This is a genomic window from Amycolatopsis sp. cg9 (assembly GCF_041346945.1).
GTDB lineage: Bacteria > Actinomycetota > Actinomycetes > Mycobacteriales > Pseudonocardiaceae > Amycolatopsis.
Window position 1 is genome coordinate 1,270,416 of record NZ_CP166850.1, and the last position, 25,671, is coordinate 1,296,086.

The 25,671-nt window shown below is 71.9% G+C and carries 27 protein-coding genes and 1 pseudogene; 13 read left to right on the plus strand and 15 right to left on the minus strand.

The window, feature by feature from the left end; translation table 11 throughout:
• Position 1: 1 nt before the first annotated feature.
• Positions 2–580, minus strand: coding sequence for a response regulator transcription factor (locus tag AB5J73_RS05615; RefSeq protein ID WP_370968639.1), 579 nt, complete (start codon positions 578–580; stop codon positions 2–4).
• A gap of 145 nt (positions 581–725) precedes the next feature.
• Between AB5J73_RS05615 and AB5J73_RS05620 the strand changes: the two genes are divergently transcribed.
• The 5 genes from AB5J73_RS05620 to AB5J73_RS05640 all read left to right on the plus strand — a co-directional run bounded on the left by AB5J73_RS05620 (position 726) and on the right by AB5J73_RS05640 (position 4,750).
• On the plus strand, positions 726–1,910 hold the full coding sequence (locus AB5J73_RS05620) for a glycoside hydrolase family 3 N-terminal domain-containing protein (protein ID WP_370968640.1): 1,185 nt from the start codon (positions 726–728) through the stop codon (positions 1,908–1,910).
• Positions 1,911–2,010: 100 nt separating this feature from the next.
• On the plus strand, positions 2,011–2,460 hold the full coding sequence (locus AB5J73_RS05625) for a hypothetical protein (protein ID WP_370968641.1): 450 nt from the start codon (positions 2,011–2,013) through the stop codon (positions 2,458–2,460).
• Between the two features lie 92 nt (positions 2,461–2,552).
• On the plus strand, positions 2,553–3,167 hold the full coding sequence (locus AB5J73_RS05630) for a dihydrofolate reductase family protein (RefSeq protein WP_370968642.1): 615 nt from the start codon (positions 2,553–2,555) through the stop codon (positions 3,165–3,167).
• A 36-nt stretch (positions 3,168–3,203) separates the two neighbouring features.
• A complete protein-coding gene (locus AB5J73_RS05635; RefSeq protein ID WP_370968643.1) occupies positions 3,204–3,527 on the plus strand; it encodes a YciI family protein in 324 nt (107 codons plus the stop codon).
• Positions 3,524–4,750 carry an RNA polymerase sigma factor gene (locus AB5J73_RS05640; protein ID WP_370968644.1) on the plus strand — a complete coding sequence of 409 codons (1,227 nt, stop codon included), beginning with the start codon at positions 3,524–3,526 and terminating at the stop codon, positions 4,748–4,750. Before AB5J73_RS05635 ends, AB5J73_RS05640 begins: the two co-directional genes overlap by 4 nt.
• A 25-nt stretch (positions 4,751–4,775) precedes the next feature.
• Here AB5J73_RS05640 and AB5J73_RS05645 read toward each other — a convergent pair whose 3' ends face one another.
• Positions 4,776–7,397 carry a tetratricopeptide repeat protein gene (locus AB5J73_RS05645; RefSeq protein ID WP_370968645.1) on the minus strand — a complete coding sequence of 874 codons (2,622 nt, stop codon included), beginning with the start codon at positions 7,395–7,397 and terminating at the stop codon, positions 4,776–4,778.
• A 305-nt stretch (positions 7,398–7,702) separates the two neighbouring features.
• Here AB5J73_RS05645 and AB5J73_RS05650 point away from each other — a divergent pair, with 305 nt between their 5' ends.
• The gene (locus AB5J73_RS05650) at positions 7,703–8,572 is read left to right on the plus strand and encodes an oxidoreductase (protein WP_370968646.1); all 870 of its coding nucleotides are present in this window, start codon (positions 7,703–7,705) and stop codon (positions 8,570–8,572) included.
• A 44-nt stretch (positions 8,573–8,616) separates the two neighbouring features.
• Positions 8,617–9,024, plus strand: a complete 408-nt coding sequence (locus AB5J73_RS05655; protein WP_370968647.1) for a hypothetical protein — start codon at positions 8,617–8,619, stop codon at positions 9,022–9,024.
• Here the strand turns inward: AB5J73_RS05655 and AB5J73_RS05660 are convergent.
• Entirely contained in the window at positions 9,002–10,639 is a 1,638-nt protein-coding gene (locus AB5J73_RS05660) for an MFS transporter (RefSeq protein WP_370968648.1), read from the minus strand. The two genes, AB5J73_RS05655 and AB5J73_RS05660, sit on opposite strands and share 23 nt — an antisense overlap.
• A gap of 109 nt (positions 10,640–10,748) precedes the next feature.
• On the opposite strand from AB5J73_RS05660, the gene AB5J73_RS05665 reads away from it, so the two are divergent.
• Complete coding sequence (locus tag AB5J73_RS05665) at positions 10,749–11,696, plus strand: Lrp/AsnC family transcriptional regulator (protein WP_370968649.1); 948 nt, start codon at positions 10,749–10,751, stop codon at positions 11,694–11,696.
• A gap of 3 nt (positions 11,697–11,699) precedes the next feature.
• Here AB5J73_RS05665 and AB5J73_RS05670 read toward each other — a convergent pair whose 3' ends face one another.
• Both AB5J73_RS05670 and AB5J73_RS05675 read right to left on the minus strand, forming a co-directional pair.
• Positions 11,700–12,332, minus strand: a complete 633-nt coding sequence (locus AB5J73_RS05670) for a class I SAM-dependent methyltransferase (RefSeq protein ID WP_370968650.1) — start codon at positions 12,330–12,332, stop codon at positions 11,700–11,702.
• A 44-nt stretch (positions 12,333–12,376) separates the two neighbouring features.
• Positions 12,377–12,553: a zf-HC2 domain-containing protein gene (locus AB5J73_RS05675; protein ID WP_370968651.1), complete on the minus strand. Its 177-nt coding sequence runs from the start codon at positions 12,551–12,553 to the stop codon at positions 12,377–12,379.
• Between the two features lie 316 nt (positions 12,554–12,869).
• On the opposite strand from AB5J73_RS05675, the gene AB5J73_RS05680 reads away from it, so the two are divergent.
• Positions 12,870–13,118, plus strand: a complete 249-nt coding sequence (locus AB5J73_RS05680; RefSeq protein WP_370968652.1) for a hypothetical protein — start codon at positions 12,870–12,872, stop codon at positions 13,116–13,118.
• Positions 13,119–13,395: 277 nt separating this feature from the next.
• Positions 13,396–14,466 carry a chitinase gene (locus tag AB5J73_RS05685; RefSeq protein WP_370968653.1) on the plus strand — a complete coding sequence of 357 codons (1,071 nt, stop codon included), beginning with the start codon at positions 13,396–13,398 and terminating at the stop codon, positions 14,464–14,466.
• A gap of 25 nt (positions 14,467–14,491) precedes the next feature.
• Here the strand turns inward: AB5J73_RS05685 and AB5J73_RS05690 are convergent, their stop codons facing one another.
• The 5 genes from AB5J73_RS05690 to AB5J73_RS05710 all read right to left on the minus strand — a co-directional run bounded on the left by AB5J73_RS05690 (position 14,492) and on the right by AB5J73_RS05710 (position 19,331).
• Complete coding sequence (locus AB5J73_RS05690) at positions 14,492–15,238, minus strand: thioesterase II family protein (RefSeq protein WP_370968654.1); 747 nt, start codon at positions 15,236–15,238, stop codon at positions 14,492–14,494.
• 133 nt (positions 15,239–15,371) lie between these two features.
• A complete protein-coding gene (locus tag AB5J73_RS05695; RefSeq protein WP_370968655.1) occupies positions 15,372–16,211 on the minus strand; it encodes a carbohydrate-binding protein in 840 nt (279 codons plus the stop codon).
• 79 nt (positions 16,212–16,290) lie between these two features.
• Positions 16,291–17,187 carry an AraC family transcriptional regulator gene (locus AB5J73_RS05700; protein WP_370968656.1) on the minus strand — a complete coding sequence of 299 codons (897 nt, stop codon included), beginning with the start codon at positions 17,185–17,187 and terminating at the stop codon, positions 16,291–16,293.
• Between the two features lie 131 nt (positions 17,188–17,318).
• Positions 17,319–18,449 (minus strand): thioester domain-containing protein, encoded by a 1,131-nt coding sequence (locus tag AB5J73_RS05705; protein WP_370968657.1) that lies wholly within the window; start codon positions 18,447–18,449, stop codon positions 17,319–17,321.
• A 273-nt stretch (positions 18,450–18,722) separates the two neighbouring features.
• The gene (locus AB5J73_RS05710; RefSeq protein WP_370968658.1) at positions 18,723–19,331 is read right to left on the minus strand and encodes a TetR family transcriptional regulator; all 609 of its coding nucleotides are present in this window, start codon (positions 19,329–19,331) and stop codon (positions 18,723–18,725) included.
• Between the two features lie 66 nt (positions 19,332–19,397).
• On the opposite strand from AB5J73_RS05710, the gene AB5J73_RS05715 reads away from it, so the two are divergent.
• A complete protein-coding gene (locus AB5J73_RS05715) occupies positions 19,398–20,618 on the plus strand; it encodes a cytochrome P450 (RefSeq protein ID WP_370968659.1) in 1,221 nt (406 codons plus the stop codon).
• A gap of 65 nt (positions 20,619–20,683) precedes the next feature.
• On the opposite strand, the gene AB5J73_RS05720 is transcribed toward AB5J73_RS05715, so the two are convergent.
• From AB5J73_RS05720 to AB5J73_RS05740, 5 genes are all read right to left on the minus strand, one after another.
• A complete protein-coding gene (locus AB5J73_RS05720) occupies positions 20,684–21,430 on the minus strand; it encodes a GAF and ANTAR domain-containing protein (protein WP_370968660.1) in 747 nt (248 codons plus the stop codon).
• A 42-nt stretch (positions 21,431–21,472) separates the two neighbouring features.
• Positions 21,473–22,198: a GAF domain-containing protein gene (locus tag AB5J73_RS05725; RefSeq protein ID WP_370968661.1), complete on the minus strand. Its 726-nt coding sequence runs from the start codon at positions 22,196–22,198 to the stop codon at positions 21,473–21,475.
• Positions 22,191–22,874: a sigma-70 family RNA polymerase sigma factor gene (locus AB5J73_RS05730; protein ID WP_370968662.1), complete on the minus strand. Its 684-nt coding sequence runs from the start codon at positions 22,872–22,874 to the stop codon at positions 22,191–22,193. Before AB5J73_RS05730 ends, AB5J73_RS05725 begins: the two co-directional genes overlap by 8 nt.
• 19 nt (positions 22,875–22,893) lie before the next feature.
• The gene (locus AB5J73_RS05735; protein ID WP_370968663.1) at positions 22,894–23,031 is read right to left on the minus strand and encodes a hypothetical protein; all 138 of its coding nucleotides are present in this window, start codon (positions 23,029–23,031) and stop codon (positions 22,894–22,896) included.
• A 126-nt stretch (positions 23,032–23,157) separates the two neighbouring features.
• Complete coding sequence (locus tag AB5J73_RS05740) at positions 23,158–23,742, minus strand: TetR/AcrR family transcriptional regulator (RefSeq protein WP_370968664.1); 585 nt, start codon at positions 23,740–23,742, stop codon at positions 23,158–23,160.
• A gap of 78 nt (positions 23,743–23,820) precedes the next feature.
• Here AB5J73_RS05740 and AB5J73_RS05745 point away from each other — a divergent pair.
• Together AB5J73_RS05745 and AB5J73_RS05750 are read left to right on the plus strand one after the other, a co-directional pair.
• Positions 23,821–24,551 (plus strand): annotated as a pseudogene (locus AB5J73_RS05745) (DUF4389 domain-containing protein); the annotation flags it as partial.
• A gap of 37 nt (positions 24,552–24,588) precedes the next feature.
• Positions 24,589–25,560: an NAD(P)-dependent alcohol dehydrogenase gene (locus AB5J73_RS05750; protein WP_370968665.1), complete on the plus strand. Its 972-nt coding sequence runs from the start codon at positions 24,589–24,591 to the stop codon at positions 25,558–25,560.
• The last annotated feature ends 111 nt before the right edge of the window (positions 25,561–25,671 follow it).

A 25,671-nucleotide genomic window follows, 5' to 3' on the forward strand; every position in this document is an offset into this window, starting at 1 on the left:
CTCAGATCACCCCGGCCCGTACGGCGTACGCGACCGCGTGCGGCCGATTGCGCAGGTTGAGCCGGTTGGTCATGGCGTAGATGACGTTCTTCACGGTCCGCTCCGAGTAGCAGAGCTTGCCCGCGATCTCGGCAGTGTCCCAGCCTTCGGCCATCAAGCGAAGCACATCCACCTCGCGCGGCGTCAGCGCCGCGCCGCTGCCCTCGTGCGCCAGCGCCTCGACCTGGTCGCGCAGCGGCGTCGTGCGCCCCCGCGCGGCGGCGAGCACGCTTTCGGTGAGCCGGTCGAGCGCGGTCCGCGGCAGCACGGCGGAGACGTGGCAGTCGGCCAGCACGCTCAGGTGCGCCGGGTCGACGTGCCCGGCGACCAGCACGATGGCGGCCGGCGACTCGGCGGCCGCGGCCCGCAGCGCGGCGACGACCTCGCGGTCGACCTGGCCGACGGCGAACACCAGGACCGACGCCTCGCCCCGGCGGGCCCGTGGCACGACCAAGAGCTCCGGGCGGGACTTCAGGTGGTTGATCAGCCCGGTCAGGGCGATCGGGTCCGACGCCCACGCCGCCACTCGCACCTGGTCCATCCAGCCCTCCTCAGCCATTTTCCGACAGGCTCACTCTGCTGGGGGCGCCTTCACGAATTCTCTAACGGCGGTGGAGCCGTTCTTCACGCGGTGAAGTCAGGCCGTCGACTACCGTCGGGGCACACGCCGACGAGTGAAGGGACCGATGAACCGCCGACGTCTTGCCGCCCTCGGGGTGGCGTTCTCCATCGTGGCCGCGTGTCTGCTGGTCGTGGGCCTGCAGCCGCGGACCGTGTCCGGTTTGGCAGTGCCCCTGCCTTCTTCCCCGCCGCCTTCTTCGTTCAGCGCGGCTGTCCCGCCCGCGGCGCCCGCCCCGACGTCGAAGCTGGCCCGCCCGGGCGACTGCGCTTCACTGGCCGGCGGCCTCGACGTCCGCGCCCAGGTCGCGCAGCTGGTCGTCGTCGGGGTCACCGGCGACAACCCCGCCTCCACGGTCTCCCTGGTGCGCGACCACCAGGTCGGCGGGATCTTCATCGGCGGTAACGCAACAGCGTTGTTGAAAGATCGCGCCCTGGCCGCGGTCCAGGCGGCGGCCAAGGTGCCGGTCGCGGTGTCGGTCGACGAGGAGGGCGGCCGCGTCCAGCGCATCGACGACCTCGACGGCGACCTCCCGTCGGCCCGGACGATGGCCGCGACGAAGTCCCCGGACCAGGTCCGCGCCCTCGCCGCCGACCGCGGCCGCCAGCTGCGCGCCCGCGGCGTGACGGTCGACTTCGCCCCGGACACCGACGTCACGGACGCCCCGGACGACGACGTGATCGGCGACCGGTCCTTCAGCCCGGACCCAGCGAAGGTGAAGACGTACGCGAAGGCGTTCGCGGAGGGCCTGCGCGACGCGGGCATCCAGCCGGTGCTGAAGCACTTCCCCGGCCACGGCCACGGCTCGGGCGACTCCCACAAGGGCACGGTGGTGACGCCGCCGCTCGCGCAGCTGCGTTCGGTCGACCTGGTCCCCTACCGCGACCTCGCCGACTACGGCCCCGTCGCGGTGATGGTCGGCCACCTCGACGTCCCCGACCTGACCGCCGGGGTCCCCGCGTCGCTTTCGCCCTCGGCGTACCGGCTGCTGCGCGGCGAGTTCGGGTTCACCGGCCCGGTCCTCACCGACGACCTCGGGGCGATGAAGGCGATCACGGCGCAGTACTCACTGCCGGACGCGGTGCTCAAGGCGCTGGAGGCGGGCGCGGATCAGGCGTTGTGGTCCTCCGGGGGCCGGGTGGACGAGGTGCTGGACCGGCTGGTGAAGGCCGTGCAGACCGGCGAACTGCCGCCGGCGCGGGTGCAGGAGTCGGTGACGCGGGTGCTGCGCGGCAAGGGTCTCTGCGCCTGATCCCGCCAGGGTCGCCCGATGGGGGTTCGGACAGCGGGCGCGCCGGGTGCGTGACGGCCGCTTGGCGCACGGCAGGCGGGTCACGGCCTTGGGTTCGTGCGTGCGGCTCTACCACCCGGTCGGCCACCGGGCGACGCTGAGCTTCCTGGCCGAACTGGCCGGGCCGTACCAGCGGCACGAACAGGCGCTGCTGCGCGCGCTGGCGGCGCTGGAAGCCAGCCGCGCGGTGTGGCGCGCGGAGGCCGCGGCGTACGTGGACTCGCGCGTGAAGGAGAAACGGCTCGGCCGGCGGCGGCCGCCACCCGGCGATCCGCCGCGAAGCCGGATGAGCGGGCACTGGTACGCATCGACGCCCGAGCTGTCCCGGCGGGCGGCCGTCCACGCGCTGAAGCTGTGGGAGCTCGAGCCGGGCACCGCGGACGAGGCGGTCCGCGCCCTCGTCCGCGACTGCACCGCCACCGGCGGCCGGCTCACCGCCGGTCGGCTGGACATCGGTGCGACCGGCTGGCCGATGCCGCTCGTGGCGTCCGCGGCCGGCTCTTCGAAATAATTCCGGAGACGTTGTCGGATCGGCGCGGTCGCGTTCGTAGCAGGGGTGAGGCCGCCCGCGAGGGGCGGCGCCGAGGCGGAGGAGCCCCGATCATGAAGCTGACGACCGTGACCCAGCTGACCATCGACGGAGTCGTGCAGGGCAACGGCGGCGCGTCCGACGAGGACCGCCGGAACGGGTTCGAGCGCGGTGGCTGGGCCCCGGGGAAGGGCGACGACGAGACCCGGGCGTTCATCGCGCGGACCTACCAGCGCGCGGACGCGTTCCTGTTCGGCCGGCGCACCTACGACCTGTTCGCCCGCTCCTGGGGATCGGTCGAGCAGCTGCGCGCGCACCCCATCGGCGTGGCACTGGAGAACGCTCCCAAGTACGTCGCTTCGACCACGCTCACCGATCCGGCGTGGTCGGGCACCACCGTCCTGCCCGGCGACCTCGCGGCGGCCGTCGCGGAGCTGAAGGCCAAGCCGGGCGGTGAGCTGCAGGTGCACGGCAGTGGCACCCTGGTCCGGTGGCTGCTGGCGCACGACCTGGTCGACGAGCTGGTCCTGACCGTGATCCCGGTGGTCCTCGGCCAGGGCACGCGGTTGTTCCCGGCCGACGGCCCCGATCTCGCGCTCGACCTGGTCGAGTCGCGAGTCGACTCGAAGGGCGTGACGACCCAGGTCTTCCGGCCGGCCGGGCGCCCGCAGTACGCGCCGACGGCGTGAAGTCCCGACCACCACACCACAGGAGGTGATCTCCGGATGCGTTATCTGGTTTCCGTGATCGACGACAAGGACAACCCGGGCAGCACGGACCGGCAGCCCGCCATCAGCGAGTTCAACGAACGGCTGATCGCCGAGGGCTACTGGGTTTTCGCGGGCGGGCTCGCGAACACCGGCGCGGCCACGGTGGTCGACAACCGCGGCGAGCGGGCGGTGGTCACCGACGGGCCCTTTCTGGAGTCCAAGGAGTACCTCGCCGGCGTCTGGGTGTGGGAGGCGCCCGATCTGGACGTGGCGCTCAAGCTCGCCACCGAGGCGTCGAAGGTCTGCGATCGGAAGATCGAGGTGCGGCCGTTCCAGTGAACGACGTCGAGCAGGCGGTCACCCGGGCCCACCGCGAGGAGTGGGCCCGGGTGGTGGCCACCCTGACCAGGCGCTTCGGTGACATCGACATCGCCGAGGAAGCGGCCGCCGAGGCGTTCGCGACCGCCGTCGAGCGCTGGCCGGCCGACGGCGTGCCGCCCGTCCCCGGCGCCTGGCTGACCACCACCGCCACCCGCAAGGCCATCGACCGGATCCGGCGCGAGAGCAAACGCGACGACAAGCAGAAGGAGGCGCTGACGGTGTACGACGACGACCCGCCCGAACCCCTCGGCGCCATCGACGACGACCGGCTCCGGCTGATCTTCACCTGCTGCCACCCGGCACTGGCGGCGGAAGCCCGCCTGGCCCTGACGCTGCGCATGGTCGGCGGCCTGACAGTGCCCGAGATCGCCCGCGCCTTCCTGGTGGCCGAGACCACCATGGGCCAGCGGATCACCCGCGCGAAGGCCAAGATCAAGGCTGCTCGCATCCCGTACCGGGTGCCGTCCGCCGAAGACCTCCCCGCCCGCGTCTCCGGCGTGCTCGCCGTCCTGTTCCTCGTCTTCAACGAGGGCTACCTGGCGACCGGCCCGGACACCGATCCGGTGCGCCACGACCTGACCGCCGAGGCGATCCGCCTCACCCGCCTGATCCGCACCCTCCTGCCGGACGACGGCGAAGTGGCCGGCCTGCTGGCCCTGATGCTCCTCACCGAGGCCCGCCGCCCCGCCCGCGTCTCGGCCGGCGGCGAACTGGTCGCCCTCGACGAACAGGACCGCGGCGCCTGGGACGCGGAGCTGATCGCCGAGGGCCACCGCTTGGTGCGCGAACGCCTCGCCACCGGCGTCGCCCCGGGCCGGTACCAGGTCCTCGCCGCGATCAACGCCGTGCACACGTCCGCCCGCGACATGCGCGACACCGACTGGTCCCAGGTTCTCGCGCTCTACAACCAGCTCGTCCGCCTCGACCCGTCCCCGGTCGTCGCCCTAAACCGCGCGATCGCACTCGCCGAACTCGACGGCCCCGACGTCGCCCTGGCGGAGGTCGGCCGGCTCGAACCCGAACTGGCGGGCTACCACCCGTTCCACGCCACCCGAGCCGACCTCCTGCGCCGCCTCGGCCGAAGCCAGGAGTCACGGGCGGCGTACGAGAAGGCCATCGAACTGGCGGACAACACCGCCGAGACCGCGGCGCTGACCCGTCGTCGGGACCAGCTGGGGTAACGGCCGCCGGCCGGCCGTGGCGCGGTCAGCGGCTCGGGAGGGTGCTGGGGACCAGCACCTTCACCAGCCAGTGCGTTGCCGCCGCGATGCCCTCTTTGTTGTTCGCCTCCGTGTGGACGGCCAGGGCCGCGCGGAACGCGGCAATCGCTTCCGCGCGGGTGTGGTCGTGCAGGCAGATGCCGAGGTGAAGCCACGCGTCGGCTTCGCGCTTGGCGTCGCCGATGCGGTGGAACAGGCCGGTCGCTTCGCGGAAGGCCGCACCAGCGGCGGCTGGTTCCCCGGTCCGGTGGTGCAGGACGCCGATGTTCGCCAGCGTCATGGCCTGCCCGAAAAGGTCGTCGTGGGCCCGGGTGAGGCTCAGCGCGGCCTGGTGCGCGACCGCCGCACCCCCGGGGTCGCCCGACTCCGTCAGCACGTGCCCGAGGTTGTTCGACGTCATCGCCTCGCCGTGCCAGTCGCCGATGCGGTGGTAAGCGCGGACGGCTTCGCGGTGCGCCGCCGCGGCTCCGGCGTAGTCGCCCTCCTGGGATCTCGCGTGCCCCAGGTGGGTCCACCGCAAGGCGACCGTTCCCGTCGGCTCTTCCCCGCCCTCCAGGGCGATGCTCCGCCGGTAAGCGTCATCGGCTTCAGGGGCGCGTCCGAGGCGGCGGAAGAGGAACCCGAGACTCGACCACGCCGCGGCCTCGGCCGCGACGTTCCGCTTCGCCCGGCCGACCGCGATGGCGGCGCGGTTCACCCGGACGGCATCCGCGGACCGGCCCGCGTCCAGCAGCGCATCGGCCATTCTGGACCGCGCCGTCACCTCGTTCTCGACGTCGCCGATGTCCCGGCAGATCCCGGCGGCCTCCTCGTAGGCGAGGACGGCGTTCTCCGTTTGCTCATCGGCCGCCAGCGCGCTCCCCAGGTTGATCCACGCACCCGCCTCTTTCCGGGAGTCGCCGGCTCTGCGGTAGGCGTCGACGGCGGTGCGGCAGGCGTGCACCGCCTCTTCGCGCCGCCCCGCCACCTTGAGCGTGTTTCCGAGGTTGTTCCACGCTTTGGCGGCCGCATGGGTGTTGTCGTTCCGGGTGTGCAGGTCGATGGCGACCCGGTAGAGCTCGATCGCCTCGGCGGCCAGCCCGACTTTGCCCAGCGCGATCCCGAGGTTGCTCGCCATGTCCGCACGTGCCGCCGGGACGCCGGAAAGACACGCGCTGGCATACCCGAGGCGCGAGATCATGAGCAGATCGGTCAGGTGGTCGTGCCGGTTCTGGTACGTGGTCAGGTGGCTGCACAGCACCATGGTGTAGCGGTGGTTCCCCGATTCAGCGGTCTTGTGCGCGACCGCGAGCAGCGTCGGGTACTCGGTGGCCAGCCAGCGCACGGCGTCTTCGGTGCGGGTGAAGCGGTTGTGGACCGGCCGTTCCGCAAGGGCGGACAGGTGGTGCACGGCGTCCTGTGCGGTGAACACGTAGTGGTCGACCAACCGGGTGTCCGCCGCGTGGATCTCGGCCGCGCTCAGCCCGGCATCGCAGGTTTCCGCGTGGGCGCGAACGAGGTCGTGCATCCGCCAGCGCTGGTCGGCGTGGGCGAGCAGATGGGCCTGACGCAGCGTGCGCAGCAGCGGCACAGTGCGGGCACCGGACGAGCCGTTGAGGACGGCGGCGACTTCCGTGGGGCAATCCGGACCCACGGTCAGGCAGAGCAGCCGCAACAGCCGGGCCGCGGCCCGGTTGCGGCGAACCAGTCGGTGCCAGGAGAGGTCGAGCACCGCTGCCAAGGCCCGCTCGCCGTGCGCGAAACCCACGATTCCGGCCTCGGTCAGTTCGGCCGCCAGGTGCGCGGGTGTCAACGCGGGTTCGTCCGCGAGCAGGGCCGCGACGATCCGCAGAGCCAGCGGGAGCCGCCCACAGGTGCGGATCAATTCCCGCGTCCCGATCGGATCCGCGGAAATCCGCCGCTCCTCCGAAACCAGATCGCGGATGGCCCGGTCGAGCAACACCCTCGCGTTCTCGTTCGTCAGCACACCGAGCGAGAACCCGCGGGCCCCGGGGAGGTCCAGAGTTTCGCGGGTCGTGAGCACCACCCGGTGACCGTCGCCGGCGGGGAGCAGCCCCTGGATCTGTTCCGCGGTGGAGACGTTGTCGAGCACCAGCAAGACCGCTTTCCCCGACTGGCCCAGCCGGTCGAGCAGTTGCTGGTAGGCGGCCAGCTGCTCGCCCACGTCCACGGGGATCTCGTGCGGGTCGACGCCCAAGAGCCGCATCAACGGACGCAGGATCGCCCGCGCGGGAACGCCGCCGTCAGCTCGGTAGCCCTGCATGTCCACCGAGAAGACGCCACCGGGGAACCACTCGGCTTCGCCCGCCAACCGCGCGCAGTGCAGCGCCAGCGCCGTCTTGCCCACACCGCCCATCCCGGCGACGTACGAGACCGAGCTCCCGGAGCCGGATCGCAGCAGCGACGACAAGCGTTCGGTTTCTTCCTCCCGGCCCACGAAGACCTCGGCGCACGCTCCGACGTCACTTCGCACCGGCAGCACCACGGCGACAGCGGTGCCCGCCGGAGGCTGGACGAGGTTGACAGCGCCGATCGTGCCCGCCTGCACGACCGTTCCGATGTCTCCCCGCGCGTCGATGGCGTTGCCGACGTGCTTCTTCGCCTCCACCGAAAGATTGTCCCGGATCTCAGGCTCCTCCCGGTGGCGGGGTGGAGCCGCCAGGCATCAAGGCGTTGTTTTCAGGTGACCTCCTTTCCCAGGTCCGCTCTCCCGGCCACACCACCGACGTTACCGAACAAACGTGCGACGGGTCATCGCTGGATCGGGTGAAACCAACAGCCGGTTTCCCTTTCCCCGCAAGGGAAACCTCTCGAGCAGCCCCCGATTCCATCCTACCGGGGAGCACCGACAAAACCGGTCACGCGAGCACTCCGCCTAGACTCCTCGCAACGGCACCCGGAGCAAGGAGCGGCATGGCGAACCTCGGCGGCACCTACCCCCTCGGCGGCGAAGTACCGGTCGCCCGCATGGGATACGGCGCCATGCAGCTGGCCGGCCCCGGGGTCTGGGGGCCGCCGCGGGAGCACGACACCGCCGTCGCCGTGCTGCGGGAAGCCGTCGAGCGCGGGGTCACCCACCTCGACACCAGTGACTACTACGGCCCGCACACCGTGAACGCGCTCATCAAGGAAGCCCTCCACCCCTACCCCGAGAACCTCTGCATCGTCACGAAAGTCGGCGCGCGGCGAACCGAGGACAAGGCCTGGCCGCCCGCGCTGTCGGCCGACGAGCTCACCCAAGCCGTGCACGACAACCTGCGGAACCTCGGGGTCGACGCGCTCGACGTCGTCAACCTCCGGCTGAGCAACGCCGCCGGGGACTACCCCGTGCCGATGTCGCTCGCCGAGCCGTTCGGGGTGCTCGCGGAGCTTCGGGAGCAGGGGCTCATCCGGCACCTCGGCGTCAGCCACGTCACCGCCGCGCAGCTCGACGAGGCCAAGACCATCGCGCCCGTCGTCTGCGTGCAGAACCAGTACAACCTCGCCCACCGCGAGAACGACGACCTCGTCGACAAGTGCGCCGCCGAGGGGATCGCCTTCGTGCCGTACTTCCCGCTCGGCGGGTTCAGCCCGCTGCAGTCCGGGCTGCTCGACGACTGCGCCGCGCGGGTCGGGGCCACGCCGATGCAGGTCGCGCTGGCCTGGCTGCTGCAGCGGTCGCCGTCGATGCTGCTCATCCCGGGTACGTCGTCGCCGGCGCACCTGCGGGAGAACCTCGCCGCCGCCGACCTCGAGCTGCCCGCCGATGTTCTCGCCGATCTCGACCGGATCGGCGCACCCTGATCGCTACGCTGAGCGCGCACACAGGCACGAGAACGGAGAAAAGCGTGGCGGAGTGGGGCGATCTGGTCGCTTACATCAGGGAGTCGTACCGGGTGGTGCGCGACGAGCCCGACGAGCTCCGCATCCGCCTGATCTTCGGGGACGAGCCCGACACCGAACAGCGCGCCCAGATCGTCGTGATCGCCCGCGAGATCCTCGACCAGCGCGAGGACTGGGTGCAAATCGCGACGCCGTTCGCCCGGCACGACGAGGTCGACCTCCTCGCCGTGCTGACCGAGGTCGGCGAGGCGATCGTGGTGGGCGGGATCGCCGTGATGGGCGACCACCTCGTGCTGCGCCACTCGCTGCCGCTGGTCAACCTCGACATCAACGAGTTCATCGATCCCCTCGAGCTGGTCGCCGGCGCGGCCGAGCTGCTGGAGCAGCAGTTCACCGGCCGCGACGACTACTGAGCGGAACCACCGCGGCAGCGGCGGCGACCACCAGCCCGGCCCCGACGCCGAGCGGGGCCGCCGCCGTCCCGCTGCCCAGGTAGAGCCCGCCGAGGAGAGCGACGCCGAGGGTGCCGCCCAGCTGCTGGACGGCGTTGAGCAGCCCGGCCGCCGAGCCCGTCTCGTGCGGCCGGACGCGGGCCAGCGCCGCGGTGAAGAACGGCACCGTGAAGGTGCCCATCCCGAGCCCGCACAAGGCGAGCGCGACCGGCAGCGGCCACGGGTAGCCCGGCACCGAGGCGTAGACCGCGACCGCGGCCAGGATCCCGAGCAGCAGCACCGCCAGCCCGCCGAACATCACGCGCGCGCCGAACCTCGGCACCAGCCGCGCCCCGGCGAACCACGACGAGACCGCGAGCCCGGCCGAGAGCGGCAGCAGGGTCAGGCCCGCGGTGCGCACGTCGGCGCCCAGGCCCAGCTGGAGCTGCATCGGTACCACCTGCATCAGCCCGGTCATGGCCGCGAAGAACAGAAGGGACCCGGCGAGCGCCGCCGGGAAACCGCGGTGGGTGAACAGGCTCGGCTCGACCAGGGGTGCGGCCGACCGGCGCTGGTGGAACCCGAACACCACGAGCACCCCGACCCCGGCAGCGAGCGGCCGCCAGTCCGGCCCGGCGGGATCGATCAGCGGGTACACGAGCAGCCCCGCCCCGGCGACGGCGAGCGCGGTACCCACGAGGTCGAGCCGCGGTCGGGTGGCGGGCCGGTGCTCACGCGGCCCCGCAGCGGCAACGCCGGGTGCGGCACCGGTCGGGTCGAGCCGCGATCGCTTGGCGGCCCGGTCTCCGCCCTGCCCAGCGCTGGCGACAACGGGTGCGACGACGGTCGGGTCGAGCCGCGGTCCGATAGCAGGCCCGCCTTCACACGACCCCACGCCAGCGACGACGGACCCCGCGCCGGCCGGATCGCGCCGCGGTCCGATGGCAGGCCCGCCTTCACACGACCCCGCACCAGAAACGACAGACTCGGCGCCAGCGGGATCGAGCCGCGATCGGGCGGTGGCAGCCCCGTCTTCGCGCAGCAGCCGCGCGGCCAACAGCACCGCCAGCCCCAGCGGGACGTTCACCAAGAACACCGCCCGCCACGACGTCGCCTGTGTGAGCAGTCCCCCGAGCAGCGGGCCGGTCACCGCCGACAGGCCCATCACCGGGCCGATGGTGCCCAGGGCCTTCGCGAGTTCGTTGCCCTCGAACAGAGCGCGGATCAGGCCGATCGTCTGCGGGATCACCAGCGCCGCCGCCGCGCCCTGGAGCGCTCTCGCGCCGATGAGCAGTCCCGCGTTCTGGGCCGCCGCGCACCCCAGGGACGCGAGGACGAAGCCCGATACGCCGATCTTGAACACCTTGGCGCGCCCGAGGATGTCGCCGAGGCGGCCGCCGGTGATCAGGAAGGCTGCGAACGGCAGGGTGTAGGCGGCGCTGAACCACGGGATGTCGGCGGCCGGGCCGGGTAGGGCCGTGTGGATGACCGGGCCCGCGACCTGCACGATCGTGGCGTCGAGCAGGTTCATCGCCTCCGCGGTGAGCAGCACCGCGAGTGCGGCCCAACGCCGCCGGTAAGCCGTTGTGGTCGGCACGACGTGCCTCCTTCCGTCCGCCGCCACCTTGGCTTCGCCGCCACATCCGCTTCCACCCACGAGCGGGAACCAGCGGATTTCTTCCAGCCGATGCGGTTGGATGAGCGATATGACCACCCTGGACGCCGTCGACCGCGCGCTGGTCCACGCGCTGCACGTCGACGGCCGGGCGCCGTTCACGAAGATCGGTGACGTCCTCGGCGTCTCGACGCAGACCGTCGCGCGGCGCTACCGGCGGCTTCGCGCCGAAGCGTCCCTTCGCGTCGTCGGCTTGCCGGATCCGCAACGCGCCGGGCAGGCCGAGTGGATGGTCCGGCTGACCGCGACGCCGCAGGCCGCGCAGGACATCGCCCACGCGCTCGCGCGCCGCGCGGACACCGCGTGGATCAAGCTCGTGTCCGGCGGCACCGAGATCTGCGTGAACGTCCAGACGCCGGCCGCGAGCGATCATTCGCTGCTGCTGCGCGACATCCCGCGCACGGCGAGCGTCACCGCGGTGTCGGCGCACCAGCTGCTGCACCGCTACTTCGGCGGCCCGACCGCGTGGCTCGGCCGGGCGAACTCGCTCGACGCGGCGCAGGTCGCGGCGTTGACGCCACCGGCGACGGGCGGAGGCAAGCCGCTGACCGGCGACGACACCGATTTACTGGCCGCACTGCAGCGGGACGGCCGCGCGAGCCTCGCCGAACTGGCCACCGCGACCGGCTGGTCGGCGGCGACCGTCGCGCGCCGGCTGGCGGACCTCCAGGCCGGCGGCACGGTGTTCTTCGACCTCGAGATCGACCCGGCGCCGCTGGGCGCGACGACGCAGGCGCTGCTCTGGATGGCCGTGGCGCCGGCGCACCTCGACCACGTCGCGAAGACCCTCGCCACGCACGAAGAACTCGCGCTCGTCGCCGCCACGACCGGCCCGGCCAACCTGGTCGCGCTGGCCCTCTGCCCGGACGCGGCCGCGCTGCACCGCTACCTGACCCGCCGGTTGGGCGCGCTCGACGAGGTCCGGACACTGGAGACCGCGCCCGTGCTGCGGACGATCAAGGCCGCCGCGTCCCGCTGAAGTTCACTCCGGTTTCCGCGCCAGCACCCTCCCCTGCGGCACCCGCGCCGCCGGATCGCGCAGCACCTGCGTGACGACCTCGAACCCGGCCTCGGTCACCAGCGCGCAGACCCGCTCCACCGGCAGCCAGTAGATGTCGAGCGAAAACCCGTCGTGGCCGTAGCCGTCGCTGCGGTGGTGCCGCCGGTCACCGACGTGGAACCCCAGCTGCAGGTAGCCGCCCGGGCGCAGCACCCGGAACAGCTCGGCGCACACGGCCGGCAGCCGCGACGGCGGTGTGTGGATGATCGAGTACCACGCCACCGCGCCGGCTAGACCGCCGTCCGGCAGGTCCAGCGCGAGCAAGGATCCCTCGGAAAACCGCAGGCCGGAGTGCTCGCGACGGGCGACGGCGAGCATCTCCGGCGACAGGTCGACACCGACGACGTCCAGGCCCGCCCCGGCCAGGAACGCCGTCACGCGCCCGGTGCCGCAGCCGAGGTCGGCGACCGGGCCCTCGCCCACCAGGTCGGCGAACGCCGTGAACAGCGCGCGGTCTTGGACGTCTTCGGCGAGCGGGGGCACGAACCGGTCGTAGCTCTCGGCCACGATCGCGTACGTGGCCCGGGTGGGGTTCAGGAACTGGTCGTCGGTCACGGCGCGGACGCTACCGGCGGGCACCGACAGTTTCCGGATGTGTCCTAAGTGGACTTGACCTGGGCGAGGTGGTCGAGCATGCCGCGGACGGCCTCGAACTCGCGGACCTCCTGGCGGCAGTCCTGGCACGCCGCCAGGTGCCGCTCCACGCGTGCCGCCTCGGCGGTCTCGAGCAACCCCAGGCTGTAGGCCCCGAGGTCGGTCCGGTCGTACCGGCCCATGGATCGCGTCTCCGTTTCCGCATCCCGCGAGGGAACGCCCGCACTACCGGACGCCTCCAGGGTCCTGTCCGGGACGCCTCCCGGGCGAGGTTCCCCCGTTTTCCACCCGATCGGCGGACAACGGCAGTAGGCAGCCGAGCCGTGTGAGTGACAAGGCCGGTCACCGTACCCACCGGTCACGACACGGAAAGCGTTTGTGCGCGGAACTTCGCCGATTCCGCGTCATGGCTCCGCCACTCCGTCGTCCGACCTGCGTCGGACCGGGATTTTCCGGCTCCGACCTGGGCAAGCAGGGCGATCCGAAACGAGGAGAGCGATGACCGTACGGAGCCACCGGGCGGACGACGTCGTGGACGAGGTCGGGGTGTGGCTGGCCGGGGAGTTCGCGGGCAGGCTGCCCGCCTCGGAGATCGACCGCGTCGTCAAGGTGACGCGGGTCGACCTCGAAGGGAGCATCGCGTCGGAGGAGCTCGGGGAGATGCTCCACCGGCTGGGCCGCGCCCGGCTGCAGCGCATCCTGCAGCTCGCGCCGGCCGCACGGGTGCGGATCCCGCAAGCGCGGTGACGAGGGGACGGCCGGGCCCGGGCCCGGCCACTCCCCCCGATCAGGCAGCAACGCGTGATCCCGCGGTGAAGAACCGGCGCGCTGACCGGATCCGGGACCGCGTCCCGGCGGACGTTCGCGCAGACCCGTTGCCCGGATCGGCGGCTTTCTTGACTGGACTAGACCAATCTGCTCTAGTGACCGGTGTCACCCTCGTCCCGGCCGGATGAGCACACCCCCTCCGACACCGGGCGCCCCCGCGCCCGGACTCCGTCGTGGCCGAAGGAGTGAGCCAGTCTTGAGAAGACGTCTTGTCGCGGTCCTGTCAGCGTTCGCCGCCGCCGCACTCGTGCTCGGCGTGCCCGCCGCCACCGGTCAGGCCCCGCAGGCCGCGGCCGCCGCCTGCAGCGGGCCCAACTGGGTCGCCGGCCAGTGGTACGACGTCGGCGCGGTCGTCAAGTACACCAACGGCAGCTACTACCGCGCCAAGAACGCCAACCCGGGCTACGACCCCATCATCAGCACCTGGTACTGGGAGCCCTACAGCTGCGACGGCGGGGGCGGCGGCACCACGTGCAGCTACCCGAACTGGGTCGCGGGCCAGTGGTACGACGTCGGTGCGATCGTCAAGTACACCAACGGCAGCTACTACCGCGCCAAGAACGCCAACCCGGGCTACGACCCCATCATCAGCACCTGGTACTGGGAGCCCTACAGCTGCGGCGGCGGCACCGACCCGGGCAACCCCGGCTCGTTCGTCGTCAGCGAGGCCCAGTTCAACCAGATCTTCCCCGGCCGCAACAGCTTCTACAGCTACAGCGGCCTGACCGCGGCCCTGTCGGCGTACCCCGGCTTCGCGAACACGGGCAGTGACACCGTGAAGAAGCAGGAAGCGGCCGCGTTCCTGGCGAACGTCAACCACGAGACCGGCGGGCTCGTCTACATCGTCGAGCAGAACACGGCCAACTACCCGCACTACTGCGACTGGAACCAGTCCTACGGCTGCCCGGCCGGCCAGGCCGCCTACTACGGCCGCGGCCCGATCCAGTTGAGCTGGAACTTCAACTACAAGGCCGCCGGCGACGCGCTCGGCATCGACCTGCTCGGCAACCCCTGGCAGGTCGAGCAGAACTCGGCCGTCGCGTGGAAGACCGGGCTCTGGTACTGGAACACCCAGAGCGGTCCCGGCACGATGACCCCGCACAACGCGATGGTCAACAGCCGCGGGTTCGGCGAGACCATCCGCAGCATCAACGGCTCGATCGAGTGCAACGGCGGCAACCCCGCCCAGGTCGAAAGCCGGGTCTCGAAGTACCGCCAGATCGCCTCGGTCCTCGGGGTCGACCCCGGCGCGAACCTCTACTGCTGAACCCGGACGCGGACGGCTCGCTCGCTCAGCGGGCGAGCCGTTCGCCGATCAGCCGGATGACCGCCGCGGCGTGGTCGTTGAGGTAGAAGTGGCCGCCCGGGTAAGTGCGCAGCTCGAACTCGCCGGACGTCCGCTCCGCCCACTGCCGCGCCTCGGCCTCGGTGACCTTCGGGTCGCGGTCGCCGATCAAGGCGACCACCGGGCAGCCGACGTCCGGGCCCGGGCGGTAACGGTAGAGCTCCGCCGCCTTGTAGTCGCTGCGCAGCGCGGGCAGCACCATGCGGAGGATCTCGTCGTCCTCCAGCACCCGCGAGTCGGTGCCGCTGAGCCGCTTGACCTCGGCCAGCAGCTCGTCGTCGTCCTTCTCGTGGACCCGCTCGTCGCGGAACGCCGAAGGCGCGCGCCGCCCGGAGACGAACAGGGCGAGCAGCCGCGTACCGCGTTCCTCGAGCCGCCGCGCCACCTCGAACGCCAGGCTGGCGCCCATGCTGTGGCCGAAGAACGCGACCGGCCCGGTGAGCTCCGGGGCGAGCACCTCCACCAGCTGGTCGGCCAGCACGAACAGGTCGTCCACCGGCGGTTCGGCGTACCGGTCCTGGCGGCCGGGGTACTGCACGGCCAGCACCTCCACCGACGGGGCCAGCGCCGCCGACACGGGGTGGAAGTAGCTCGCCGATCCCCCGGCGTGCGGGAAGCACACCAGCCGCGCCGGCGCGGCCGGCGCCGGGTGGAAGCGCCGGATCCACTCCGCGGCTTCGATGGAAATGCTCATGCTCGCCAATCTGGCAGGCCGTCCGTCCCGCGTCGACCCCTAACGGGCGGATTCTGGGGTCGGCGGGCCCCGGTGTGCGGACCGGGACCCGCCGGTTCTTCCCTCCCTCCTCAGGAGCTCCTCGGCAGGCGAGTCACCCGGCCCGCCACAGGGCGGGGACGTTCGGGGGTTCCCAGCCCGGCTGGGCGGTGTGCCCCTGCAGGCACACGTACCCCTGCCCGCCGTAGGTGACCCGGGCACCCGCCGCGTAACTGGTGCCCACCGCCCAGGAGGTGCCCCCGGGTGGCGTGGAGGTCGGTCCGCCGGTCGGCGTCGTCGTGGACGTCGGTGGCGTCGGGGTGCCGGTCTGCGGCACGTTGAGCACGAAGTCGAACGCGGCCTCCTTCGCGGAGCCGTTGTCGCGCACGGTCATCAGCAGCCGCGCGTCGAAGATCGTGTCGGTGTTGTTGCGCGGCTCGTTGGGGAAGTAGAGCTGCGTGGTCAGGATCGGCCGGCCGGGGGCCTGCACCTTGACGTGGATGTGCCGCGTCCGGCCCGGGTAGAGGCCGGGCACGATCGTGGACAGCGTGAACGCGCCTTGGGCGTTGGTGTACTGGTGGCCGCGGAAGGTGTAGCCGGTGTTGTCGTAGGCGCCGTTGACGTCCGCCTGCCAGAAGTCCAGCAGGGCGCGGTTGACCGGCTGGCACGCGAGGCCGAAGACGTACCCGGTGACGGTGAGCCGGGTGCCCTGGGTGCCGGGCGTGACGAGGTTGGTCCGCTCGGGCGAGTTCGGCTTGAAGTACGGGCCTTCGGTCTGCGCGATGGTCGGCTCGTCGCCGTCGTGGCACTCCGGGGTCAGCGCCGGGACGGTGCCGGCGGCGACGGTGGTGCGGGCGAGCGCGGGGCCGCCGATCAGCGCGACCGGCGCGGCGACGCCCGCCGCGAGCGCGGCCTTGAGCACCGTCTTGCGGCTGAGCTTGTTCTCTTCGTCCATGCCTTGCTCCTCGTGGGGGCGTCGGGGATCCCCTCGAACGTAGGCAGCGCACCCGCCGGGCGACGATGGACTGGACCGGTCAGTCGTGGTGAATCTCCCCGCCGCGCCGGAAGTCGCCGGGGCTGAGCCCGGTCTCCCGGCGGAAGAACCGGCAGAAGTAGGCGGGGTCGGCGAACCCGACGCGGCTCGCGACCTGCCGGACGGTCAGGTCCGTCCGGAGCAGGAACCGCTGCGCCTCCCGGGTCCGCGCCTCGCGCAGCAGCTGCGCGGCGGTGCGGCCGGTCGCCGCCTTCACCGCTTCGGTGAGGTGACCGGGGGTGACGCCGATGCGTTCGGCGTGCGCGGTCACCGACCACAGCCCGAGTTCGGTGCGGGCGGCGAGCCGGGCGAACTCCGCCGCCACCGCCCCGGCGGGCGCGGGCGGCGCTTCCGGCGTCCCCGGCAGCCGGCCCGCGCGCACGACGAGGACGTGCAGCAGCGCGCGCAGCACCGACTCGGATTCCTCGCCGCCGCGGCGGTGTTCGTCCGCCAGGTCGGCGATCAGCCGCGTGACGCCGGCGTTCGCGCGGGCGTCCAGTTCCAGCCACGGCCGCGCGCTCAGCCGGCGCAGCAGCTCGCGGTCGGCCGGGTAGTCGAGGAGGAACTCGTCGGTGAACACGACGACGTGGCCGGTGAGGCCGCGGACGTCCGCCCACTGGTGCACCTGCCCCGGCGCGATGAAGCCGAGGTGGGGCGGGCGCAGCGGCCAGCGCGCCAGCTCGACGACGTGCGTGCCGGTGCCGCCGGTGACGTGGACGAGCTCGTGGAAGGTGTGCCGGTGCGGGAACTCCGCGCGCGACAGCGGCCCGAGCTCGTCGAAGGTGCCGACGGCGATCGGGGGCGCGTGCGGGGCAGGCACCTCCAGCCGGTGCATCGGCAGTTCGCCCGCCCGCGGTGTCGGGCAGGGGGTCCCCAGCGGAACGGTGGTACCGCGCATGGCGGAAAAGTCTAGACCAATTACCGGGCGATTCGTCCGGTTGTGCCCCGATGATCGCAATCCGAACGTCGTAGTCCGGACACGAAAACGGGGCCGGTCCACAGTGGACCGGCCCCGTTCACGGGTCTTGCTTACGCGCGGCTGCGACGCCGGTTGACCAGCAGCATCAGCGCGCCGCCGCCCAGCAGCAGGCCGCCGACGCCGAACGGAACCGCGGCGTCGACACCGGTGTTGGCCAGGTCGCCGCCACCGGACTGCGCGCCACCCGGGGTGGTCGGCGCGGTGCTGGTGGCCGGGGCGCCCGCCTCGGTCCAGGTCGCGGCCGCCTTCGCGGTCACCTGGGTCTTCTCCGAGTCCGCGACGATCAGCGACTGCGCCGGCTTCTTGGCGTAGTTGTCGGCGACGAACAGGCGGCCGGTGTCCAGCTCGCCGGTGACCTTGAGCGAGAACGAGCCGTTGCCCGGCTTCGCGTCGGCCGGGACGTCGACGAACAGCTTGCTGCCGTCCTTGACGTCCGCGGACTTCAGCTCCTTGCCGTCGGCGTCGGTGACCTTGACGCCGTCGGGCAGCTCGGTGGTCAGCGACGTGATGTCACCGGAGGTCGCGACGCTGAACGGGCCGATCTTGGTGCCCGCGGCGCCTTCGGTCTTGTCCGCGGCGACGTTCAGGGTCGGCTTCGGCTGCTGGGCGATGCCCTTGTTCTCGTCGCCGGTCAGGTAGCCGTACAGCGCGGCGACGTCGGCGTTGGCCTCGGCCGGGTTGTTCTCGGCCAGCGGCTTCGTGAGGTTCAGGTTCACGCCGTCGCTGAAGTGCCACACGGCGGCCTGCGTCGCGGCGATGGCCTCGCGCTCGGAGATGCCGTCGTTGACCTTGACGCCCGCCTTCGCCAGCGTGCTGCCCAGCGCGTCGAGGGCGACACCCGGGTAGCCGTGGTGCAGCACCCAGTTGATCTTCGCGCTGTTCTTCTCGAACGGCGAGTTCGCGGCGGGGTACTTGTTCCACGGCCGCTCGACCATGTCGACGTCGGTGCGCATGCCGACGGTGATCTGCACGCAGTAGAGCTTGAGCGTGCTGCCGTCGGACAGCTTCAGCGAGAACAGCTTGGTGATGTAGTCACCGCCGCCCTCGAGGTTGAGCCGGTAGCCGACGGTGCCCGCGTTCTCGCTGACCCGGCCACGCGCCGCGCCGTCGTCCGCGAGGGCCGACGGGGCGCTGACCATGACGGCGGCGGCCGCGGCGAGCACCGCGATCCCGCCACGCACGAGAGCTGACCTGACCTGCATAAATCTCCTATCCGAGCCCGAACCACGACGTGAGGGCCGCGCAGATGACAGGCGTCGATCGCGGCGGCCACCGATTCGGGTGAGTGATCACCCGGTCAAGCGAATCCGGAGCTTACACAGACTCCACAAGTGCTACGCAGGGTGCCCCCTTAAACACGAATGTGTCCGAATAGCCGCAGAAGCCCCCTTGAAAAAGGTGTCCGGCGCCGTTCTTTCCGGAACGAACGGCCTCGCGGCGACGAATCGTCGCCGTCACTTCGAGGGGCGCAACCCCGCGGCCATCCGGCCGATGACGGCAGTGTATTCGGCCTTCAGCCGCGCTTTGTCCACATCGGACGCTTCGGCCAGCGCCATCCCGGCCGTGCCGAGCATGCCGAACACCAGGCGGGTCGTCGTCTCCAGCGGCTGGTCGTCGATGTCGCCACCGTCCACCAGCGCCTTGATCAGCTGTTCGACGAGGCCGTACGCGAACTGTTCCTCGGCCGCCTGCCAGCGCAGCCAGCCGAGGGCGATCGGGGCTTCCTGCCAGACCAGCCGGCCGTACACCGGGTCGCAGCAGCGGTCGAGGAACGCGTCGAGCGCGGCGAAGGCCGCCGCCCACGGATCGGCCGCGCGGCCCGCGGCCGCCGCGGACAGCTCCATCGCGTCGGTCTCCAGCTGCTCGAACACCGCCTCGAAGAGTGCCGTCTTGTTCGCGAAGTGGTGGTAGATCGCGCCGCGCGTCGCCTGGATGTCGGCGGCGATGTCCTCCAGCGCCGTGCCGCCGAAGCCGCGTTCGGCGAACCGGCGGGTGGCCGCCGACAACAGGGCGGCCCGGGTGGCCTCGGAGTACTGCTCCCGCCGGCTCTTGACGGTCGACATGCGCAAAGCATAGGACATACACTGCGTATGTCACCGACACGGCGTAGGTATCTCTGGGGGTTTGCGATGACGAACACCGACGAGCTGCTCTTCAACCCGTTCGCGCCAGGGTTCTTCGAAGACCCGTACGCGCACTACAAGCTGCTTCGCGACGAAGACCCGGTGCAGAACCACCCGCTGGGTTTCTGGTTCGTCTCGCGCTACGAAGACGTCTCGGCGCTGCTGCGCGCCGGGCTGTCGGTGGAGGTCCGGCACCTGGCCGCGGGCCCGCTGCTCGACCAGCAGGCCGCGCTGGCCCCCGACGCGGAACCCGGCGCGCTGAACCTGTCGATGCTCGACCGCGACCCGCCCGACCACACCCGCCTGCGCTCGCTGGTGACGAAGGTGTTCACCCGCCGCGCGGTCGCCGCGCTCGAACCGCAGATCGTCTCGCTCGTCGACGACGCACTGGAGCGGATGGCCGAGAAGGGCGCCTCGGACCTGGTCGAGGAACTGGCGTTCCCGCTGCCGTTCGCGGTCATTTCGACGATGCTCGGCATGCCGCCGACCGACCACGCGCGCATCCGCGAGCTGAGCGGAACCCTGGTGCGCTCCTTGGAGGTCGTGGCGGACGAGGAAACCGCCCGGGCGATCACGGAGGCGGACGCCGAACTGTCGGCGATCACCCGTCAGGTGATCGCGTGGAAGCGCGACCACCCGGCCGACGACCTGCTGACGGCGTTGATCGCGGCGGAGCACGACGGCCAGGTCCTCGACGGCGACGAGCTGGTGGCCCAGGTGGTCCTGCTGTACGTGGCGGGCCACGAGACGACGGTCAACCTGATCGCCAACGGCGTGAACGCGTTGCTGCGCAACCCGGATCAGCTTTCCCTGCTGCGCTCGCGACCGGACCTGGCGCCGAACGCGGTCGAGGAGTTCCTGCGCTACGACTCGCCGGTGCAGCAGACCCGGCGGATCACGACTTCCCCGCACACGGTGGCCGGGAAGGAAATCCCGGCGGGCACCTTCGTCCTGGCCTGCTTGGCCTCGGCCAACCGCGACGAGCGGTTCTTCGGCCCGGACGCGGCCCGGCTGCGCCTGGACCGCCCGGAAGCCCGCCACCAGGTGTCGTTCGGCGCGGGCCCCCACCACTGCCTGGGCGCGGCGCTGGCCCGGCTGGAAGGTCAGGTGGCCATCAGCCGCCTCGTGCAGCGGTTCCCGGACCTGGGGTTCGCGGGAACGCTGGAGTGGAACGGCCGGATCAACCTGCGCGGCCCGGCGAAGTTCCCGGTGACCGTCCGGGCCTGAGCCCGGCGCCGGCTGAGCGGGTCCCGGTGAAACCCCGATGTCCACTGAGGACGGTCCGGGTCCGGTCAGCCGGAGCGGGGCGTCCCCGACGGGGCCAGCACGAGCGCGGGCGCGAGGTCCCGGTCGGCCAGGGCGCGGGCCACGTCGCTGAGCCGGAGGTTGTTCCGCCGGGCGTAGCCGCGCAACACCGAGAAGGCCGCTTCCATGCTGAGCTGCCCGCTGATGGCGAGCACGCCCTTGGCCTGCTCGATGATCACCCGGCTGTTCAACGCGGTCTGCAGCTGCTCGGACAGGATCTCGCCTTGGCGGAAGGCCCGTTCGTGGAGGATGCCGATGGTCGCGGTGTCGGCCAGGCCTTGCGCCAGCGCGACGTCGTCGGCCGACAGCTCGCCCGGGTTTTGCCCGAACAGGTTCAGCGCGCCGATCGTCTGCCTGCGCAACCGCAGGGGCAGCGCGTGCACCGACGCGAACCCCTCCTTGGCCGCCTCGGCCGCGAACCGCGGCCACCGCCCCGACTGCGCGGCGATGTCGGCCACCAGCACCGGCGTGCTGGTGGTGAAGCATTCGACGCAGGGGCCTTCGTCGATGTCGAGCTGGAACAGCTCCAGCAGCCGCGCCTGCTCGGTGGAAGAGGCCAGCACCTGCAAGCCACCCCGCTCGTCGGCCAGCGTCAGCCCCGCCGCCGCGACGTCGAGCAAGTCGACGCACTGCCGCACCAAGGTGTGCAGCAGATCAGCGACGTCGTAGTCGTCGACCAGCGTGTCCGCCAGCGCGACGAACGCCCGGGTCACCTGTCGTTCACGGTCGGCCATGCCCACCATCTCCTGGTTCCTCGGCTGCTTCCATGGTGGTCCTCATCCGAACTCCTCGTCCAATCTCAGCCGCCCGGCCACGATGTCGCCCGCGACGTCGAGCAGGGAACGGCCGTGCCCGTACGCGTAAGCACGCAGCCGGGCCAAGGCGGCGGAGGCGGGCAGGTCCAGGTGGGCGATCAGCATTCCGGTGGCCTGGTGCACCTCCCGGTACCGCATTCCCGTGCTTTCCATCCACCGCCCGTCGCCGTCCAGCCAGCGACCGCCCCCGCCGCGCAGCCCGGACAGCGCGAGGGCGGCGATGTCGGCCACCTGCAGCGCCGTCGACAGCTCCCCGGCGGTCAGCGAACCCGGCGTGCTGCGGTAGGTGTCGAGGGTCGCCACCCGCACCGCCCCGATCTGCACCGGAAAGGTGAACAACGCCGCCACCGGGTGCGCCGCGGCCTCGGCGGCGAACACCGGCCACGCCGGCGGCGGCCCGGCGGCCAGGTCCGGCACCAGAACCGGCCCGCCGACGGTGTACGCCTCGAAACACGGCCCTTCACCAAGGGAAAACTGCAGTTCCGCCAGCGCCGTGCTCACCGCGTCGCTGGCGTAGACGACCTCGCGGTGCCCGGCCTCGACCATCACCGACACCGCCGCGCCGTCCACCGGCAGCAGGCGCACGCACGCCCGGCACACCCGGCCGACGACGTCGACCCCGGTCCCGGCGCCGATCTCGCCCAGTGCGGCCAGCACGCTCGCGCGCAGGACCTCGACCTCAGCCACCGCGCATCACCACCGGCACGCTTCGCGTTCCAGCATCGGGTTCCTTCCGGGTCGGTGCTCGTGATCGCCACACCAACTCGGACACGACCGGGTCCGGATCAGCTCCGCTGTCGCGGCTTCGTCCGCCGATCCTACTCACACCAACGGTCCCGCCCACGCCGTCACGGAACCCGCGAGGCGGCGATGTGCCGGCGATCCCGGGCACGTCGGCCGTGTCCCGGCCGGACAGGCCGAACATCACCCGCAGGATCACGACGTCCCGCTGCTGCGGCGCCAGCAGGTCGAGCAGGCGGTGCAGCCGCTGCCGCCGCTCGAGGTCCTCGAGGTGGCCGAGCGGCCCCGGTTGCGGCGAGGGCGCCTGGACGAATTCCGGGACCGGGACGCTGACGTCTTCCCCGTGCCGTCGGTGCGCGTCGACGACCTCGTGCGCGGCGACGCCGTGGACGAAGTCCAGGAACTCGCCGGCGCCGCACCGGTAGCGCGGCAACGCCTTCAGCACGCCGAGCAGGACCTCCTGCGCGCAGTCTTCCGCGTCGCTGTCGCGGTGCCGCCGATCTCCCAGCCGCGCGCGGCAATACCGCAGAACGTCCGGGCGCAGCATGCCGAGCAGCGCTTCCGTCGCGGTGCGGTCCCCCGCCACCGCCGCCGCGAGGAGCGTGCCGTCGACCGTCGCCATGGTGCGCCTCCCCACCCGGTCAATTCCGGGTGACCGGGTGCGGACGGGGATCGCGGTCGAGCGCGTCGGTGGCGAGCACGGCCACGGCATTGCCCGGCGTGCGCGGGACACCGATCGCGGCCAGGAGGCGAACCGGCCCGATCAGGACCACCACCACGCGTCCCACCATCGTGCGCCTCGCCGTCCGGGCCGGGCGCCGGACCGAACCGGCCGGCACCGGGAAACAGGTCGCCGAGGTCTGGGGCTCGGTTCCCAGTCTAGTCCTCGGAGTCCGGCCGGACAGTCACGAATTGCCGGTGGTCACGGCGTGCGCGGCGAGGCCGTCGAGCAGCCGGTCGATGCCCCAGCGGAACCGGGTGGCCGCCACGCCGTCCCCTTCCGGTGCCGCGGCGACTTCCATCGCCACCGAGCCGAGGATGTGCACGTTGATCAGGTAGGACGCGTCGGCGGCGGCCGCCGGCCCCAACCCGGCGTCGGTCAGGATGGCCAGCAGTGTTTCGCGGACGGCCTGCGTGTGGGGGCCGTCGGGCGGGTGGCCGAGCATGAGGTGCACCGACCCGGGATGGGCTTGCAGCTCCGCGCGCAGTTCGAGGGCGAGGGCCCGGATGCGGTCGCGCCACGGCTGCGCCGGATCGGTGAACCGGTCGTGGTTCACGCGGCCGAGGAGGTGCTCCGCCAGTCCGCGCACCACCGCGGCCTTGTCCGGGAAGTAGGTGTACACCGCGTTGGGCGCCACGCCGACCCGGGCCGCGATCCCGCGGACCGAAACCGCGTCCGAACCGCGCTCGGCGAGCAGCGCCAGCGCCGCGTCGAGGATGACCTGCTCGCTCAAAGTCCGCCGGGGACCGGGGCGGCCCTTTTTGTCCACTTTTCCTCCTGCTCGCCGTATCGGAACGTCTCTGTACGGCGTACAGTTATTGTACGCCGTACAGATTGGGGCGAGGAAATGACCGAGACCCATGCGCAACCACGGAACGCCGGCCCGCCGGACCGGTCCTACCCCGTCCGCGTCCGGGCCGTGCTCGACACCCCGTTGTCCCGGGGGCTTTGGCTGGTGAAATGGCTGTGCTCGTCCCGCACGTACTGGTGCTCATCGCCCTGTGGGTCGCGTTCTGGGTGCTCAGCGTCGTGGCGTTCTTCGCGATCCTGATCACCGGCCGGTACCCGCGGAAGATCTTCGACTTCAACGTCGGGGTCCTGCGGTGGAGCTGGCGGGTGACCTACTACGGCTACGGCGCCCTCGGCACCGACCGCTACCCGCCGTTCAGCCTCCGCGAAGCACCCGGCTACCCGGCCACGCTGCACGTCGAGTACCCCGAACAGCTGTCGCGCGGGCTCGTGCTGGTCAAGTGGTGGCTGCTGGCCATCCCCCACTACCTCGTCCTCGCGATCCTGATCGGCGGCGGAACCGGCGCGGCTTGGGGCCTCGACGACCGCAGCTGGGCGTGGGGCGGCAGCCTCGTCGGCCTGCTCGTGCTGATCGCGGCGATCGTCCTGACGTTCACCGGCCGCTACCCCCGGCCGTTGTTCGACTTCATCGTCGGCATCCAGCGCTGGGGCCTGCGCGTCGCGGTCTACGCCGCGCTGATGACCGACCGGTAGCCGCCGTTCCGCCTCGACGGCGGCGGCGAGGAGCCCGGTGGCCCCGAGCCCGTGGAGCCCACCGAGACGCCGGTGCCCGCGAACCACGCGGGTCCGTGACGAGGAGACCACCATGCGGGCGATCGTCCAAAACACCTACGGCCCGGCCGAAGTCCTGAGCCTGCAAGACATCACCCGACCGGTCGTCGGCGACGCCGACCTGCTCGTCCGGGTGCACGCGGCCGGTCTCGACCCCGGCGTCTGGCACGTGATGACCGGGCTGCCGTACCTGATCCGGTTGCTCGGGTACGGCTTCCGGGGCCCGAAGGACCGGGTGCGGGGCCGCGCTTTGGCCGGGCGCGTCGAGGCGGTCGGCAAGGACGTGACGCGGTTCCGCCCGGGCGACGACGTGTACGGGACGTGTGACGGCTCCTTCGCCGAATACGCGATCGTCCAAGCGGGCGATGTGGCGCCCAAGCCGGCCCGTCTCACCTTCGACCAGGCCGCGGCGGTCCCGATTTCGGCGACGACCGCGTTGCAGGGACTTCGCGACGTCGGCCGGCTGCGGGCCGGGCAGCGCGTGCTGGTCATCGGCGCCTCCGGCGGGATCGGGACGTTCGCGGTCCAGCTGGCCGAGGTCTACGGCGCGCACGTCACCGGCGTCTGCAGCACGTCGAAGACCGACCTGGTCCGCCGGCTCGGCGCGGCCGAGGTCGTCGACTACACCCGCGAGGACTTCGCCGACGGGACCCGCCACTACGACCTCATCCTCGACACCGCGGGCAACCGCCCGCTGGCCCACCTGCGACGTGCACTGGCCCCCGAAGGAACCCTCGTCATCGTCGGCGGCGAAACCGGCGGGAGGTGGACGGGCGGGTTCCAGCGCTCGGTCCTCGCCGCGCTGCTTTCGCCGTTCATGCGCCAGCACCTGCGCATGCTGACGTCGAAGGAGAACGGCGCCGACCTCCGCGCGCTCGAAGAACACTTCGAAGCGGGCCGCCTCACGCCGGTCATCGACCGGACCTACCCGCTCAGCGAAGTCCCCGAAGCCGTCCGGTACCTGGCGGAAGGCCACGCGCGGGGCAAAGTCGTCATCACCGTCTGACTCCGGACCGGGCTATCCTCGGTCGCGTCCGCCCCGGACCCCGGCGGTGCCACCCCGAAGTGGCCGAACCGGGCGGAGGGCAGTGATGATCACCGCGACAGCGGCAGTGGC

Coding starts and splice junctions, on each gene's coding strand:
- AB5J73_RS05720 (WP_370968660.1), bottom strand. CDS start 21,430: ATGGCCGACCGTGAACGACAGGTGACCCGGGCGTTCGTCGCGCTGGCG.
- AB5J73_RS05750 (WP_370968665.1), top strand. CDS start 24,589: ATGCGGGCGATCGTCCAAAACACCTACGGCCCGGCCGAAGTCCTGAGC.
- AB5J73_RS05650 (WP_370968646.1), top strand. CDS start 7,703: ATGGCGAACCTCGGCGGCACCTACCCCCTCGGCGGCGAAGTACCGGTC.
- AB5J73_RS05700 (WP_370968656.1), bottom strand. CDS start 17,187: ATGCGCGGTACCACCGTTCCGCTGGGGACCCCCTGCCCGACACCGCGG.
- AB5J73_RS05620 (WP_370968640.1), top strand. CDS start 726: ATGAACCGCCGACGTCTTGCCGCCCTCGGGGTGGCGTTCTCCATCGTG.
- AB5J73_RS05695 (WP_370968655.1), bottom strand. CDS start 16,211: ATGGACGAAGAGAACAAGCTCAGCCGCAAGACGGTGCTCAAGGCCGCG.
- AB5J73_RS05715 (WP_370968659.1), top strand. CDS start 19,398: ATGACGAACACCGACGAGCTGCTCTTCAACCCGTTCGCGCCAGGGTTC.
- AB5J73_RS05635 (WP_370968643.1), top strand. CDS start 3,204: ATGCGTTATCTGGTTTCCGTGATCGACGACAAGGACAACCCGGGCAGC.
- AB5J73_RS05690 (WP_370968654.1), bottom strand. CDS start 15,238: ATGAGCATTTCCATCGAAGCCGCGGAGTGGATCCGGCGCTTCCACCCG.
- AB5J73_RS05680 (WP_370968652.1), top strand. CDS start 12,870: ATGACCGTACGGAGCCACCGGGCGGACGACGTCGTGGACGAGGTCGGG.
- AB5J73_RS05730 (WP_370968662.1), bottom strand. CDS start 22,874: ATGGCGACGGTCGACGGCACGCTCCTCGCGGCGGCGGTGGCGGGGGAC.
- AB5J73_RS05675 (WP_370968651.1), bottom strand. CDS start 12,553: ATGGGCCGGTACGACCGGACCGACCTCGGGGCCTACAGCCTGGGGTTG.
- AB5J73_RS05630 (WP_370968642.1), top strand. CDS start 2,553: ATGAAGCTGACGACCGTGACCCAGCTGACCATCGACGGAGTCGTGCAG.
- AB5J73_RS05665 (WP_370968649.1), top strand. CDS start 10,749: ATGACCACCCTGGACGCCGTCGACCGCGCGCTGGTCCACGCGCTGCAC.
- AB5J73_RS05615 (WP_370968639.1), bottom strand. CDS start 580: ATGGACCAGGTGCGAGTGGCGGCGTGGGCGTCGGACCCGATCGCCCTG.
- AB5J73_RS05710 (WP_370968658.1), bottom strand. CDS start 19,331: ATGTCGACCGTCAAGAGCCGGCGGGAGCAGTACTCCGAGGCCACCCGG.